The organism is Tepidiforma sp. (assembly GCF_034432735.1).
GTDB lineage: Bacteria > Chloroflexota > Dehalococcoidia > Tepidiformales > Tepidiformaceae > Tepidiforma.
Genome location: NZ_DAOUBJ010000108.1, coordinates 1 through 14,742, shown reverse-complemented (window position 1 = coordinate 14,742; position 14,742 = coordinate 1). Strand labels below are relative to the sequence as shown.

General features: G+C 64.6%; 15 protein-coding genes. 5 read left to right on the top strand and 10 right to left on the bottom strand.

All coding sequences use genetic code 11. The annotated features are described in order from the left end of the window. Positions 1-6: 6 nt before the first annotated feature. The 5 genes from VAE53_RS10155 to VAE53_RS10135 form a co-directional block, all read right to left on the bottom strand. Complete coding sequence (locus VAE53_RS10155; RefSeq protein WP_322819263.1) at positions 7-735, bottom strand: Rieske 2Fe-2S domain-containing protein; 729 nt, start codon at positions 733-735, stop codon at positions 7-9. Positions 736-809: 74 nt separating this feature from the next. After that, the gene (locus tag VAE53_RS10150) at positions 810-1,121 is read right to left on the bottom strand and encodes an antibiotic biosynthesis monooxygenase family protein (RefSeq protein WP_322819262.1); all 312 of its coding nucleotides are present in this window, start codon (positions 1,119-1,121) and stop codon (positions 810-812) included. Positions 1,122-1,124: 3 nt separating this feature from the next. Then, positions 1,125-1,625, bottom strand: a complete 501-nt coding sequence (locus tag VAE53_RS10145; protein WP_322819261.1) for a flavin reductase family protein — start codon at positions 1,623-1,625, stop codon at positions 1,125-1,127. Positions 1,626-1,629: 4 nt separating this feature from the next. After that, the gene (locus VAE53_RS10140) at positions 1,630-1,914 is read right to left on the bottom strand and encodes a muconolactone Delta-isomerase family protein (protein WP_322819260.1); all 285 of its coding nucleotides are present in this window, start codon (positions 1,912-1,914) and stop codon (positions 1,630-1,632) included. A gap of 68 nt (positions 1,915-1,982) precedes the next feature. Further along, a complete protein-coding gene (locus tag VAE53_RS10135; protein WP_322819259.1) occupies positions 1,983-2,744 on the bottom strand; it encodes a sulfite exporter TauE/SafE family protein in 762 nt (253 codons plus the stop codon). A 58-nt stretch (positions 2,745-2,802) separates the two neighbouring features. Between VAE53_RS10135 and VAE53_RS10130 the strand changes: the two genes are divergently transcribed. After that, entirely contained in the window at positions 2,803-3,348 is a 546-nt protein-coding gene (locus tag VAE53_RS10130) for a hypothetical protein (RefSeq protein ID WP_322819258.1), read from the top strand. Here VAE53_RS10130 and VAE53_RS10125 read toward each other — a convergent pair. From VAE53_RS10125 to VAE53_RS10115, 3 genes are read right to left on the bottom strand one after another with little or no spacing between them, the layout of a single operon-like run. Continuing rightward, complete coding sequence (locus tag VAE53_RS10125; RefSeq protein ID WP_322819257.1) at positions 3,324-4,574, bottom strand: competence/damage-inducible protein A; 1,251 nt, start codon at positions 4,572-4,574, stop codon at positions 3,324-3,326. The two genes, VAE53_RS10130 and VAE53_RS10125, sit on opposite strands and share 25 nt — an antisense overlap. Positions 4,575-4,595: 21 nt before the next feature. Then, the gene (locus tag VAE53_RS10120) at positions 4,596-6,284 is read right to left on the bottom strand and encodes a DUF885 domain-containing protein (RefSeq protein ID WP_322819256.1); all 1,689 of its coding nucleotides are present in this window, start codon (positions 6,282-6,284) and stop codon (positions 4,596-4,598) included. A 41-nt stretch (positions 6,285-6,325) separates the two neighbouring features. After that, complete coding sequence (locus tag VAE53_RS10115) at positions 6,326-7,150, bottom strand: inositol monophosphatase family protein (RefSeq protein WP_322819255.1); 825 nt, start codon at positions 7,148-7,150, stop codon at positions 6,326-6,328. A 29-nt stretch (positions 7,151-7,179) separates the two neighbouring features. Here VAE53_RS10115 and VAE53_RS10110 point away from each other — a divergent pair, with 29 nt between their 5' ends. Then, entirely contained in the window at positions 7,180-7,950 is a 771-nt protein-coding gene (locus tag VAE53_RS10110; protein WP_322819254.1) for a DUF429 domain-containing protein, read from the top strand. On the opposite strand, the gene argS is transcribed toward VAE53_RS10110, so the two are convergent. Beyond that, a complete protein-coding gene (gene argS, locus VAE53_RS10105) occupies positions 7,919-9,673 on the bottom strand; it encodes an arginine--tRNA ligase (protein ID WP_322819253.1) in 1,755 nt (584 codons plus the stop codon). The genes VAE53_RS10110 and argS overlap by 32 nt on opposite strands. Continuing rightward, positions 9,625-10,167, bottom strand: coding sequence for a DUF402 domain-containing protein (locus VAE53_RS10100; protein ID WP_322819252.1), 543 nt, complete (start codon positions 10,165-10,167; stop codon positions 9,625-9,627). The genes argS and VAE53_RS10100 overlap by 49 nt, the downstream gene beginning before the upstream one ends. A gap of 345 nt (positions 10,168-10,512) precedes the next feature. On the opposite strand from VAE53_RS10100, the gene VAE53_RS10095 reads away from it, so the two are divergent. From VAE53_RS10095 to VAE53_RS10085, 3 genes are all read left to right on the top strand, one after another. Then, entirely contained in the window at positions 10,513-11,007 is a 495-nt protein-coding gene (locus VAE53_RS10095) for a DUF309 domain-containing protein (protein WP_322819251.1), read from the top strand. A 114-nt stretch (positions 11,008-11,121) separates the two neighbouring features. Beyond that, positions 11,122-11,862: an ABC transporter ATP-binding protein gene (locus VAE53_RS10090; protein WP_322819250.1), complete on the top strand. Its 741-nt coding sequence runs from the start codon at positions 11,122-11,124 to the stop codon at positions 11,860-11,862. A 6-nt stretch (positions 11,863-11,868) separates the two neighbouring features. Continuing rightward, the coding region (locus VAE53_RS10085; protein WP_322819249.1) for an FtsX-like permease family protein at positions 11,869-14,742 on the top strand (2,874 nt) is incomplete at its 3' end.

Below are 14,742 nucleotides of genomic sequence, written 5' to 3'. Positions count from 1 at the left end.
GGGTACTTATCGCGGCAGACCGACGTAGACTTCGCCGTTCTCCACCTTCACGGGGTACGTCTGAAGGTCCTCAGCGGTGAGCGTCGGCCGAGCGAACCGAGGAACAGGGAACGCCTGGTACGGCATAGGGATGAAGCGCAGGAGCTTGAAAATCTTCGACTGGATACCACCCAGGAAGGGATGCTCGTTGTTGAACTGCGACGAGAACGGCTGGCGTACAACCTTGCCTGTCGAGATATCGAACCGTGCACCATGGAACGGGCACATCACGCAGTTGTCGCGCACTGGCTCCGGGCGAATGGGAGAACCCGGAAAGCCCGCCAGCGGCAGCCGAGCGTGGGAGCACAGCGCGTTCAGTGCGTGGACGTTATCGCCGGTGCGGACGAGCACGACCCGTTGAGCACGAGCCCGAACTTCCTTGGGCATCCCATCGGGCAGCTCGCGCAACAGGCCCACACGGGCCCAGCGGGTCATTTCGGTATGCGGACGAATCTCGCGAGCTCGGATAGGGACCGGCGCGTCGAGCCCGAGCAGTGGCGCGACGACAACTTGCATCAGCCCACCGGAGACCAGCCCAGCGACCAGCAGGACGATGCCACCCAGCGTGTTGTCCGACGCAGTGACCGGGTCGCCAGGGAAGAACAACAGAATGATCCCCCCGGCAATGAGGCCAATACTCGCAATCCCCCACGTGCCGAGAATGGAAACTCCAAGGAAAGCCAGGGCAGGTGACACGGCGAAACCTCCGGACGGGATACTACCCCGCTTGTGCAGAATTGCGCAAAGTTTCCGCTGACCGAGTGAACAGTTCAGGCTCCCGAGAGTTGTTCGGAAAGACCTTCGAGCAGTACCCGCACCCGCTCCGGCGCGGCGAGGTGCTGGCGAATCCGCGCCTCGAAGTCTCGTCGGTCGGGAGATTGGGACCAGCGCTTCCAATCGCCGAGACCGAACCAGGTGCTGATAACGATGATGTTGTGCGGGTCGTCGCTATCGCGAAGAGTCTCGCCCGAGATGTACCCCGGCTCATCGAGGCAGCGGATGCGTAGCTGGCGGAGCAGATCGAGGATGATGCGCTCATGGCCAGGCAGCACGCGACGCTCGATGAGGACTTTGACGGCCATAGCTTAAACCCCCGCGAGTGAGCGATAGGCGCGGCGAAAGTACACGAGCGGCGCCCGTTCCGGGTCGTATCGTGCACCGACGACCCTTCCGATAACGATCGTGTGGTCACCGCCCGGAAGCGCCTCGTGGAGTTCGCAGTCGAGCTGTGCGATAGCACCCGGGATGAGGGGACAGCCGGTTAGCCATCTTTCGGTCGAGATTTCCGGGGCAAACGCGGGCGCTGGTTCTCGACCCGACGTCGCAAAATATTTCGACACAGGCTCCTGGCCCGCAGCAAGAATGCTTACCGCGAACCGCTCCGAGCGCCGGATCATGCCAGGAAGCTGATTCGAATCGGCCAGGCTCACCAGCACCAGCACCGGGTCGACCGATAGCGACGAGAAGCTCGACACCGTAATGCCGTACACCAGGCCATCGAGTTCGGTCGTTACCACCGTAACACCAGATGCCCACGATCCGAGCGCTCCCTTGAAGTCTTCGATGGAAAGCGTATTGCTTGACATATTGCTACGCCGGCGGGAGTGAAGGGACCATATCCCAGAGCGCGTGGACCGTCGTTTCGACGAAATACCGTGCCAGTGGCAGCGAAGCGATCAGCGTGTCCATCTCCCTGGCGTCTGTAGCGTCGTAAATGGCGAGGACGCCAACGCCGGCCTCACGGTAAATGGCACGAATCTTGCCCTGGTCGTACTGGGCACGCACGGCGCGGAGCTGCTCGGAAACGAGCGCCTGCCACTGGTCGGAGGGCATATCGTGCGGCTGCCGGGAAACCAGCCGAACGGAAAACAGCATGGCGAGCTCCTGGGGGTTTGACGTGGATGCAAGTATAGCTGCGGCCGATTCCCCGGGCGAAAGCGAGGCTATCGCCAGAGGAGGACGAGCGCGGCGACCACCCCGTAGGCGATCACGGCCAGTCGCAATCGGTTCGGCCCAAGTCGCCGAGCGAGCCCTGCACCGAGATAGCCGCCGGCCAGCGCGCCGGCTGCCATTACCACCACTGCCCGCCACGCGACGGGCCCGAAGGCCGCGAAGTACGCGACCGCAGCGAAGTTGATCACGGCCGAGAGAAGCCCCTTGAGGGCATTCGAGCGCTGAAGATCGTCGGGGAGGAGAATCGCTAACGCAGCCAGCATGATGATGCCGAGCCCTCCCCCAAAGTAGGCACCGTAGATGGCCAGCACGAACACCGTCAGGTAGACCGCCGGGGTCACGGGCGCTTCCTTCTCGGTCCGCGAACGCGGCGTCCGCGCAAGGCGGGCGAGTGGACCCTGAAAGGCCATCACGCCGCAGGCGAAAAGGATGAGAAACGGAACGATGGCGTCGAAGGCGGAATCCGGCGTGACGAGCAGGATCGTCGACCCTGCGAGTGCCCCGAGGACGCTCGGAACAGCCAGAGCCACGATCCGCCCGCGCTGTCGTCTGAGCTCGCCCCGGTACCCGATACTCCCGCCGACGTATCCCGGCCAAAGCGCGACGGTGTTGGTGACGTTTGCCGCCTTCGATGGATAGCCGGCGGCCAGCAGTGCCGGGAAGCTGACCAACGAGCCTCCGCCTGCGACGGCATTGATGGCGCCCGCGGCGAATGCAGCAGAGGCCAGCCCGAGGCCAGTCAATACGTCCATCCGGCGACCACGCTGCCAAAGCAGGTCCCTACGCGCCAGACCGGGTACGCTCTTCGGCGTGTCCGAGCGCCTGCTGACGTTCGACCTCGACGGTGTGCTTTGCCGACCTCCTTTGGGCATCAACCCGGGTTCGGGTCGGCGCAAACGGCGCGATGCCCAAGGGAAGGCGGGCCTGCTCTGGCTCACGGAGCGATGGCGCTACATTGGGCGGAAGCCGATGCCTCGCGCGCTCGAGGCGTTCGCGAGACTCGAGGCCGTGTATCGCTGCGTGGTCGTCACAGCCCGCGGCGAGCAGGCACGCCGCTTCACGGAACGGTGGTTCCGGACGCATCTCGGGCACGTGCCGGAACTCCACATGCGTCCGTCCCCGGCTGAAACGTCGGCCCAGTTCAAAGTGCGCGTCGTCGGCGAACTCGCTCCGGTGGCCCATTTCGAAGACGACCCATTCACCGCGGCTTGGCTCGCGGAGCTCGTGCCGACCATTTTCCTCGTCGACTGGCGAAGGAACCGCTGGCTCACCGGATCGAACATCCGGCGCGTGGCCTCCATCGCGGACGCGCTACCCGAACTACTCGAACGTCAGGCTGGCCGCCCCGCAAGTTGACCAAGGAGCGCACGCCGAAGCAGGAGCATCGCCGTCGTCACTGCGCGCCGCTTGACCGCCTGGCGGCCCTGGTTCATTGCGGTCGAAATCACGTAGGTTTCCCCGTCAGGCGTCGCCACGGCGACGTGCACCGTCCCAGGCGCGATGCCATCCTGTGGGTCCGGTCCGGCGACGCCAGTCACACCGACGCCGTAGTCCGTCCCGATGCGCTCGCGCACCGCCGACGCCATCGCTCGGGCAGTCTCCGGCGATACGACTCCGTACTCGGCGATGACTTCGGCAGGGACACCGAACGCGACCTTCTGCTCGGTCTGGTACGTGACAAGCCCGGCGACGAAGTAGCCACTCGCACCCGGAACGTCGGTCAGTGTGCTCGAGAGCAGGCCGCCGGTACACGACTCCATGACAGCGAGCGTCGCTCGCCGCTCGTGCATCAAGTCTGCGATGTGACCTTCGAAGGTGTCGTCGTCCTTGCCCCAAATCGCGTTACCGAAAATGCGTTCGAGCGCTTCCTCGACCGGACGGATCCGCGCCCAGGCCTCTTCGCGCGTTGGGGCCTTGGCCCCGATTCGAAGGTGGACGCCATCCGCGCGGGCGTAGGTGCCGATTCCGATGCCTGGGGTGGCATAGAGCGGCCGCGCCATCTCGTCGACCGTGCCCTCACCGAGGCCGACCGTCTTGAGGGTACGAGTCACCAGAACCTCGCCGGCAAAACGCTGCTCGAGCTGGGGCTGTACTTCTCGAAGCCACATCCGCTCCATCTCGGCGGGAACGCCCGGCATGGACACGATGATGCGTCCATCGCGTTCGACCCACCAGCCGGGAGCGGTGCCGCGGGGATTCTCGATGGGGCGCGCGCTAGGGATAAGCCATGCTTGCTTGATATTCGACTCGGGCATGGGATAACCGCGCCCCTCGAACCACGCGCGGACTCGCCGCTCGAGCCCGGGATCGACATAGACATCCTCTCCGAGCACACGCGCGATTGCCTCCCGCGTCAGGTCGTCGTCCGTCGGTCCGAGACCGCCCGTGGTAATGACGAGGTCGGAGCGATGCCACGCCCGGTCGAGCGTCTCGACGATGCGCCCGAGGTTGTCCCCGACTACCGAGGTGTAGAGGAGATCGATGCCGAGTTCGGGCAGGCGCTGGGCGATCCAGGCGCTGTTGGTATCCACGATCTCGCCGAGCAAGATCTCGGTGCCAATGGCGACGATTTCCGATTTCACGGGCCGGAAGTCTACGGCGGCTCAGGCGGCCGGGGAAGGTCCGCCCGTCAACCGAGCGAGCTCGCGCAGCATTTGGGCAAGCCCCATTGGTCCGAGGTCGAGAGCCGCCTTGTGCCAGGCCTTGAGGTCGAACGCGGGGCCGAGGCGACGCTGCGCGTGCTCGCGGGCCGAGAGCCAGCAGCGCTCGCCGACTTTGTAGCTGATTGCCTGCCCCGGCATTCCGAGGTAGCGGACAACTTCGCTCTCCATGAACTCAACCGGGAACTGCGAGCGTTCGTTGCAGAACTCCTGGCCGAGTTCGGCCGTCCAGCGCTCGCCGGGATGAAACGGCTGCCCTGCCGGAATTTCCAGTTCCAGGTGCATACCGATGTCGACGATCACTCGGACCGCTCGGAGGGCCTGAGCGCGGAGCATTCCAAAGTAATACTCGGGGACTTCGAGATAGCCGAGTTCGGCCATGAGGCGTTCGGCATAAAGCGCCCAGCCTTCGATGTAGCCTGAAGTTCCCCCCAGCAGGCGCTGAAACCGGCTGAGCGTCCCAGAAAGGTATTTGGCGTTGGCCCGCTCGAGATGGTGCCCGGGTACGCCTTCGTGGTAAGCGATGGAGACCTCTCCCCAAAGCGGGAACCTTGTCTTTCCCCCAGTCGGGTACCAGGTTCGCCCTGGGCGAGTAAAGTCCTCCGAGGGGCTCGTGTAGTACATGGCCAGGGCACCGCCCGGCGGTGCGATCATGGCTTCGATGCGGCGAACGGGAGCGGGAATGTCGAAATGCCGGCCGTCGAGTTCGGCGATCGTTCGGTCTTGGAGTTCTTGCATCCATCGGCGGAAGTTGTCCACTCCCTCGATGGCCCGCGCCGGGTCGGACTCGAGGAACTCGCGCATCTCCGCGATGGACGCACCTGGGAGAATCCGGTCGCAGGTACGGATCGTCTCCCGCTCGATGCGGTCGAGCTCTTCCCAACCCCACTCGTAGGTCTCCCTGAGGTCCAGTTCGATGCCGTTGAAAGCCTGCGACGAGAGCTGGTAGCGGTCTTCGCCGACGCCATCGCGCTCGGTCGCCGCTTCCATCGCGGAACCGGCAAGGTAATCTGCCAGGTCCAGCATGGCCTGCGAGGCACCCTCCGCAGCGCGTGCCAGTTCGTCTCTCAAGCTCACGGGGAGCGTTTCGGGAGCCGCTGAAGCGAGGGTGAGGAAATAGGCCGTCCCGGTGGCGCCGCCATAAGCGCGCAGCTGACGAATGGCTTCCGAGACTTGACGGCGCGGGCTTCGGATGCCCCGCTCCAATGCGTGCTCGAGTAACACCCGGTACTTCCCGATGGCGCTCGGGTAGGCCGCCATTCGCTGTTTGACGGTCGCCCAGTCGTCCATGGACTCCCGAGGCATCAGGTCGAAAACCATCCGCATCGTGGTCGCCGGATTGCGGAATCCGCTGAGGTAGTAGTGCTCCTGCGCATCGTGGAGCGCATCCCGAAGCTCGAGGTACTCGAGCATCCCGTCCCGCGCGATTCGGTCACGGTCGTGCTCCGTTTGCACTGAGGTGAGAAGGTGCCGGTACCTCCTCCGTAGGTCGGCGAGGCGTTCGAATCCCTCCGGGTCATAGTCAGTGAGCAAATGGTCGCGGCCGGGGACGCCCATCAGGGTCGCCCCAACCGGGTCGGCATCGGCGAGGTCATCGATGAACTGGTGGGCGATCTCGGAGATAGCGGTCACGTCAGGAGCCCCGGCTCGGAGTTTTCTGGTGTTCGGAAGTTTTACTCCGCATCGCTGGACACGGCCAACCGGAGCAGATCCTCCACGACCAGTTCGGCCCCCGCGAGGACGGCAGGTGATCGGAGGCTGGCGGGACGCCCATCCCACTCGACGACCGTACCGCCGGCTTCTCGGACGATGACGAGGCCGGCGGCGAGATCCCATGGTTGCAGGTCGCCGTGGATGTAAAGGTCCCACCACCCGGCTGCGAGCCCCGCGAAGCCGAGCGCTGCCGAGCCCGGGATACGAAGCGACTGCATGCCCGGCCAGAGGCGCCGGGCGAGGTCGAGTTGGTCTCGGGCGCGACCAGCATCGTACCCGAGGTCGATGGCAACCACGGCATCCGCCACTCGGGAGCAACCGCTCAGTCGAGCAGTGACGCCGTCGACTCGGCAGCCAGCTCCCTCCAAAGCGACGACTTCGGTACCGGTCAAGGCGTGTGTCGTGAGGCCGAGGACCGCACGGCCCTTGCAGCAAAGCGCGATCGTGAATGCGAACATCGGGAGGCCACGCGAGAAGTTCTTCGTTCCATCGACCGGATCCACCACCCACATCCAGCCATCCGACACCGTTGCCGATGCTGTCTCTTCGCTCAGGACCGCGTGCCCCGGATACTCCCGCTGGAGCAGACCGAGAATGGTGTGCTCGACCTCGAAGTCTGTCGCGGTAACGACGTTCCCGCGACCCTTCACCCCAGTGATCGTCGTATTGGCGACCCGGGCTCGGATGATGTCGCGTGCCGTGCGAGCGCATTCGCGGGCCACGTCGATCGCCGGACGTCCGCTGACCGAGACGGGGAGGTCACCAGCGCCGGCGTGTTGTCCCATCGCCACCATGGTGGCATAGGGAAGTGGCGGTGGGCTACCGTGGCGATATGCGGTGCGTCGGCATCGACCTCTCGTGGACCGGTAGGAGACCGTCCGGGTTCGCCCTTATCGACGCCCAGTCCTCGGCGACGATTCGGACATGGACCGCGACGCTGACGCCGGACGAGATCGCCGCGTGGCTCCAAGCGCTGCCGGGAGGCGTTGTCGCGGCGATCGACGCACCGTTGATTGTGGGCCCAAGCCGCCGCGCCGAGAACCAATTGCGAGCAGCACTTGGCCATCACGGCATTCTGGCCTACCACGTCGGCGGTGACTTTCTCGAGCGCAAAGGACTCACCGCCGGCCCCAAGCTCGGACGCGAGCTCCGCAGGGCGGGCTGGGCACTCGCCCCGCCGAGCAGGCCGCTAGCCGAGGGGCGCTTCGCGTTCGAGACCTTTCCCCGAGCACTCACCGTGACACTACTCGGGGCCGACCGCCCGCCGGTCTACAAGCGCGGAACGCTCGCGGGTCGTCGGGAGGGCCTGGCCGCTTACCACGCCCTCCTCGAGCGCGCAGCTGGCCAACTCGGATTCGAGCTCGACGTTTCGACGCTGGCCCGCCGGGAAACCGCTTGCCTCGAAGGGCGAGCCGCCAAGGCCTTGGAAGACCGGCTCGACGCCGCCCTCTGCGCGTTAGCGGCTTGGGCGGTCGCGCAGCACGGCACGCAACCGAGCGACCGATTCGGCACGCCAGAAGCGGGGGAAATCATCGTGCCGCGAGCGCGGGCCCTCACATCCGCTCCGGAGCCGACATGCCCATGAGCGCAAGGACGCGCGCGAGAGCGATACGGGCAGCGAGCACGAGCCGCAACCGGGCCCGGCTAAGACGTTGGTCTTCGGTGATGACCTTCAATGAGGGGTCGTTTTGCTGTTTGAACGCGTCATTGAACGCGTGGAAGGCCGTGGCGAGTTCCTGAGCGTAATGTGGGAGGTGTTGGGGTTCGAAACGCGTTGCGACGAGCTCGATCACGTCCGTGAGACGCATCATCTCGCGGACGAGGGCCAGTTCATGAGGGGCCGTGAGCAGCGAGACGTCCCCCCCTTCTGGGCCGAGGCCCTGCTCCCGGGCCCGCTCGAGGATCGAGCAAAGGCGAGCATGCGCGTACTGCACGTAGAAGACGGGATTCTCCGACGACTGGCGAACGGCGAGGTCCAGGTCGAAGTCCATCTGGGCACCCGGTGAGCGAAGGAGAAAGAAGAAACGCGCGGCATCGCTTCCAACTTCGTCGATAAGCTCATCGAGCGTGATGATTTCGCCACTGCGCTTCGACAACCGGACAACCTCGCCGCCGCGTTTCAAGGTAACCAGCTGGTAGAGCAGGATGTGCAGGGCGTCGGGATCGGCGCCGACAGCCTTGGTGGCGGTCTTCAGGCGCGAAACGTGGCCGTGGTGGTCCGCTCCCCAGACGTCGATGACCAGGTGGAAGCCGCGGCGGACGAACTTGTCCCAGTGGTACGCAATGTCCGAGGCATAGTAGGTAGGGCGCCCATCGGAACGCACGACCACGTTGTCCTTGTCTTCGCCCAGTTCGCTCGAGGCGAACCAGAGCGCTCCATCGCGCTCGACGAGCATGCCGTTCTCGCGCAGGATGGCCATCGCTCGTTCGTAGGCACCGCCCGGCTCGTAGAGCGACTTCTCGGAGTACCAGCGGTCGTAGCGGACACCGAAGTTTTCGAGGGTACGTCGAATGCGGTCGACCATCAGTTCGATCCCGAGCTCGGCGAGCTCGGGGGGAACGGGCTCGCCGGGCGGCCGCAGGAAGCCGTCGCCGTGGCGAGCCTTCACCTCTTCGGCAAGCTCGACCATGTACGTGCCCGGGTAGCCATCCGGCGGGAGCGCTACATCCCGGCCGAAGGCCTGCTGATAGCGCGCATACAGCGTTTCCGCGAAGTAGTCCGTCTGAGTCCCGGCGTCGTTGATGTAATACTCCCGCTCGACACGGTAGCCGGCTGCTTCCAGCGCGTTCGCGAGCGCATCACCGATCGCCGCTCCGCGCCCATTGCCAACATGGAGCGGCCCCGTCGGATTGGCTGAGACGAACTCGACCTGGGCGCTCCGGCCCTGACCGATGTCTGGATCCGCGTATTCCGGGCCAGCCGCGATGATGTGCTCGACCTGCTGCTGGAGGAAGCCGGCCGAGAGGGTGAAATTGATGAAGCCAGGGGCCGCGACGTGAGGCCGCTCGATGACGGGGTCAGCCGGAACGTGCTTCGCGATGGCGTTCGCAATCTCGATCGGTGGACGCATCGCGGCTCGTGCGAGCCGCAAGGGAAGGGTCGAGGCGAAATCGCCGTTGGCTGGGTCTTTGGGGCGTTCCAGAGCTGGCCCGGGCAGGGCGATATCGGGCAGGTCGCCTGCCGCCACGGCAGCGCGGGTCGCTTCCTCGACCAGCGATTCGAGGTAAGACCTGATGGTGCGTGTATCGGTCATCCGGACTAAAGCGTACGGGGACCGGTGCGTTCGCGCATCGGTTGGTAGCCCCACGTGAAGGGAAAGCGGCCGGCGCGCGCCAGCTCCATCAGCTCGGCAGCTGCCGCACAGGCTCGGTCGACGATATCCGCCGGGTACCCGTACTCCCGGCGATGCTGCTCGAACTCATCTTCGTCCAGCAGCTCGATGCACCCGCCCGGATAGACTTTCACGTCGAGATCCAGGTCTACATATCCAATCTGGCAGCCGTCGAACGTGGGCGGCGTGGTGACGTTGCAGTACCACAGGGCCGTCGAGCAGCCCGGGCGCGCGAGCCGAAAGACGTTGTACCAGCGGTCTCGCCAAAAGTAGACCACGGAATCGTAAGGGGAACGAAACTCCCCCCGGGACGTGTAAATCGGGGTGCGCGCGCGGTAGGAGGTGACTAGCAGATTCCCATCGTCGGAGAGAACGCGGAACGGCTGAATCCAGTGGGCCGCACCATCGAACTTCGTGGCCCGCAGCAGGACTCTATCCCCAGGATGGGCGCGCGCGGAGGAGGCGTCCATTGGCGGATGATACACAGCGACGAGCGACAAGAACCGGAACTTACGTGAAGTCCGCGAGAAAATACTGGCTGGTAAGCCAGCGAATGCCTATTCGTTGATCAAGACGAGCCCCGAGACGATCCCCGCGGCGAGCGCGAGGAACGTGAGGACATAGCAAAACGCGACCGCCCCAGGGTCGAAACTCTCGCGCACATCGGTGTGCATCGGGGCAGCGTCGGGGTTATTCGGCGTATGGTGGGCGTCGGCCACGGCCGTACTCCTGTCAAAAATAGTCAGCAGGCGCCATTCTGAGGGGTTCCGGGCTTTGGGTCAGCAACATTCAACCTGTAAGGTAGGGGTTTAGAGATGGGGAAGAAGCAATTCGTTACCCGGGTCTTGGTCGTACCAGAGGCACTCGACCGGTTCTGCGAGGACTTCAACGATGGTCGGTTCTACGAGTCGCACGAGCACCTCGAGGAAGTCTGGCAGTTCGAGCGGGGCACCATCCGCGACCTGTACAAGGGGCTGATCCAAGCGGCGGCCGCCTACGTTCACCTCGAACGGCGTCGGTATCCCGGCGCGGTGCGACTCCTCACAACCGCCCTGGCTTACCTCGGGCCGTACCGCGAGCCGAAAGGCGCGATGGGATTCGATGTCGACGCCATCGCCCGAGAGCTCGACGCCGCTCGTACCCAGCTCTTGCGACTCGGACCTGCGAACGTATCCCAGTTTCCACTCGGGCTCCGCCCCAGGATGACCTATGACCGGAACCTTCTCGCCCGCGAAGCCCGACGATGGAAGGCGTGGGGGTTCGATGAAGACGGCCGGGCTCTCGCCATGGAGGTCACACTGGCGGCTTGACGACGTCCAGGGCCTGCCCGGGGGGCACCGCGAAGCACAGGCGCGACGCTGGCGCTCGAAATCACGATTCGTGGCAGGCGTCTTACGTAACGACCAATCTGGAGGCTGAATCTGATGACTGACTTTGGGAGCGACATCGTCATCGATGCCCGGGACGTGGTAAAGACCTACGACACCGGCACCGTGCAGGTCCAGGCGCTGCGAGGGGTGAGTCTCCAAGTCCGGCGCGGCGAAATGGTCGCGATCATGGGGCCGTCAGGCTGCGGGAAAACCACGTTGTTGAACTGTTTTTCGGGGCTCGACGAGTTCGACTCCGGAGAGGTGTTCATCGCTGGACACGACATCGCCCACATGCCCGACGACCGGAGAACCGAATTTCGGGCGCGGGACATGGGGTTCGTCTTTCAGACCTACAACCTCCTGCCCGTTCTCAGCGCCGTAGAAAACGTCGAGCTTCCGCTCATCGTTTCGGGCACGAAGCCGAAGGTCGCACGAGAAAAGGCGCTCGAGGCTCTCGACCGGGTCGGACTGCGCGCGTGGGCCAACCAGCGGCCAGCGCAGCTTTCGGGCGGCCAGCGCCAGCGTGTCACCATCGCCCGCGCACTCGTCAATCACCCGTCCATCGTCTGGGCGGACGAACCGACCGGCGCGCTCGATTCGAAGACAGCCAACGACATCATGGACCTGATCGTCGAGCTCAACGCAGCGGAGCATCAGACCTGCGTCATCGTGACGCACGACCCGAAGGTCGCTGCGCGCTGCCACCGCACCATTCACATGGCTGATGGACAAATTGTCCGAGAAGACAGCCGTGAAGCGATGGAGGCCTTCGTCGCAGCTGGCGGCGCGGAGTAAACGACGATGAACGAACTTTTCGGCGTTTCGATGACGCTCATCGCCTCGGTGTGCGTGGCTCTGACCGCGCTGATACTCGTCGCGATCGGCTACATCGCCTGGCGAAACCCGGTGATGTTCAAACTTGGCCTGCGAAACATCCCCCGGCGCCGGGCACAGACGGCCCTCATCATCATCGGGCTGATGCTCTCGACCCTCATCATGAGCGCGGCGTTCGGCACCGGGGATACCCTTACCTCCTCGGTAAGCTCCCAGGTCTACGGAATCCTGGGCGAGACCGACGAATACATCAACTGGGACGTGGAGAAGAATCCGGCGCCGCGCGAGGCGCAGGTTATCCCACTCGCGACCGTCGATGCCTGGAAGGAGCAGCTCGCTGGCGACCCCAACATCGAGGCGGTCGTTCCGTTTCAGCGCGAAACCCTTCCGATCGTCAACACCAGGACCCGTCTGAACGAACCATCGGCCAGGATCGTCGCCTTCCGGAAGGAAGACGCGGCTGCGCTCGGAGGTCTTCGCGATCTCGCGGGCGCCCCAGTCGAGCTATCTGGGAACGCCATCGCCGTGAACAGGGATCTTGCCGAACAGATCGACGCCCGCGTGGGAGACGTCGTCGTCTTGTTCTACCAAGGTACCCCGGTGGAATTCACGGTCGCTGCCATCACGCCGTCGAACGTCCTTTCCGGCGCGGCCGACCCGTTCGCGATGCGAGGGGGAGCGGTCGACTTCGCCACCTTCACCGAACTCACCGGCCGTGGCGATGTCGCCGATGGCGTCCTGGTCTCGAACGTTGGGGGGCCGCACGCGGGGCTGGCTCGCTCCGATGCCGCCACCGACCGCCTGGAGCGACTGCTCGAGGGAACGCCCTACCAGGTCATCCCCCTCAAGAAGCAGCTCGTCGACACCGCCGAGCTCGTTGGCTCCGCATTCACCGCCGTTTTTGTCGTGTTCGGTCTCTTCTCGATCGCAGCGGGCATCCTGCTCATCTTTTTGATCTTCGTGATGCTCGCCGCCGAGCGGAAGCCGGAGATAGGCATGGCACGGGCTGTTGGAGCGAAGCGGCGACAGATCGTCGAGTCGTTCCTCGCGGAAGGCATGGGCTATGACCTCGGTTCGGCTGTCGTCGGCCTCTTCGCCGGCATGGCCGTCACGGTCGCCATGGTGCGCATCATCGAGTACTTCGGTGGCGAGAGCCTCGGGCTCGACCTGACCGTCAGCTTCACGCTCCGCAGTATGGTGACTGCCTTCAGCCTCGGCATCATCGCGACCTTCCTCGTGATCCTGATGGCATCCTGGCGCGCGAGCCGAATCAACATCACGGCGGCCATCCGCGACTTGCCCGAGACGAGCCCGATCGACCCGGAAGCTTCCACGTGGCGGGGCTATTACCGTGCGGCAGTCAACGGAATTGCCGCCTACAGCCTACCGATTGGTGTCGCCTTCCTCCTCTTTGGAGTGCCGGGGCTCGTTCTCGGTCTCCCGTTGGTCGTCATCGGGCTGGTCAGCCCGTGGTTCTACGTCCTGCGCAACAGCGACGTCGCCGGGCCGAGAAGCCGCCGCACCGGCGAGCCGGCGCCACGCTGGCCGTGGCTCGTCGGTGTGTTCGTGCCCGTGCTCGGATGGGTGCTGGTACTCCCTTGGTATGCGATTGCCCTGCTCCTCGTACGAATCACGCGAGACCGCAAGCCGGATAAACTCCCGCTCTGGCTCGCCGCCGCCGCGCTCGTCGTCTGGCCCCTCGCCTTCCTCGTCGCCATGCTCCAAACCTGGCGCGTCCGGGTACCGTGGACGGCAGCGACTGCGATCGCATTCGGGATTGCGGGGGTCGCCCTTACGTACGGTGGTCTCGACCGTGACAGCTCGTTCTTTTTCCTGCTCGGCGTCTCGACGCTCTTCCTCTGGGCCGCCGTTACCCTGCGCTATTTCGGCATTTCCGAGCGCGCAGCGTTCACGGTGACGAGCGCCTTGCTGCTCATGCTTTGGTACACGCCGAGCCAATGGCTGGAGGCAGTGACCGGCCCGCTCGAAGGTGACATCGAGATGTTCTTCCTCAGCGGCGTCGTGATGGTTACCTGTGGCGTGTTCATCGTCGTCTACAACGCCGACATTATCCTGCCCGCACTCGCCAGCCTCGGGAGCCGGTTCGGCCGCATCGTTCCCGCCATCAAGACTGCGGTCGCCTATCCGCTCACATCTCGGTTCCGTACCGGGATGACCATGGCGATGATCGGGCTCATCATGTTTTCCCTCGTCATGATGTCGACCATCAACACGAATTTTGCCGCGTTGTTCCTGAACGACGAGGCAAAAGGAGGTTTCGACGTTGTCGGCGTGGTGAACGAGAACAACCCGGTGGACAACTTGGACGCCACCTTGACCGCCGCAGGGGTCGACACAGCGCCCATCGAAGCCATCGGTCGAGCCCGCATCGCGAGTCAGGATGAGGTCGAAGTAGAGAACCGGGACGGGTTCGTCAATACCGAGAACGGGGACGTTGCCCCATTCAGCCGAATCAAGATTTTCGGTGTGGACGAAGGCTTCATCGCCGCGCAATCGCTGAAGCTGAAGTTCCGTGCTGCTGGCTACGCTGACGATGCTGCCGTCTGGCGCGCGCTCGCGGAACAGCCGAACTTGGCGCTACTGCCTGCGGACATCACCGCCGCCCAGCAGGGCTTCTTCGGTGCCGGCAACCAGCGACTTCGTTTGAAGCCACTGACCGATGGCTTCGAACCCTTTAGGCTGAAGCTTCGCGATCCCGGGACTGGCAAGATCACGGAGGTCACGGTGATCGGCCAACTCAAGGAGTCCGCCGACACCTTCTTTGCGCTGGGCAGCCCCGACTTCGGCACCGGCCTCATCGTGCGCGAGGACACCCTCCAG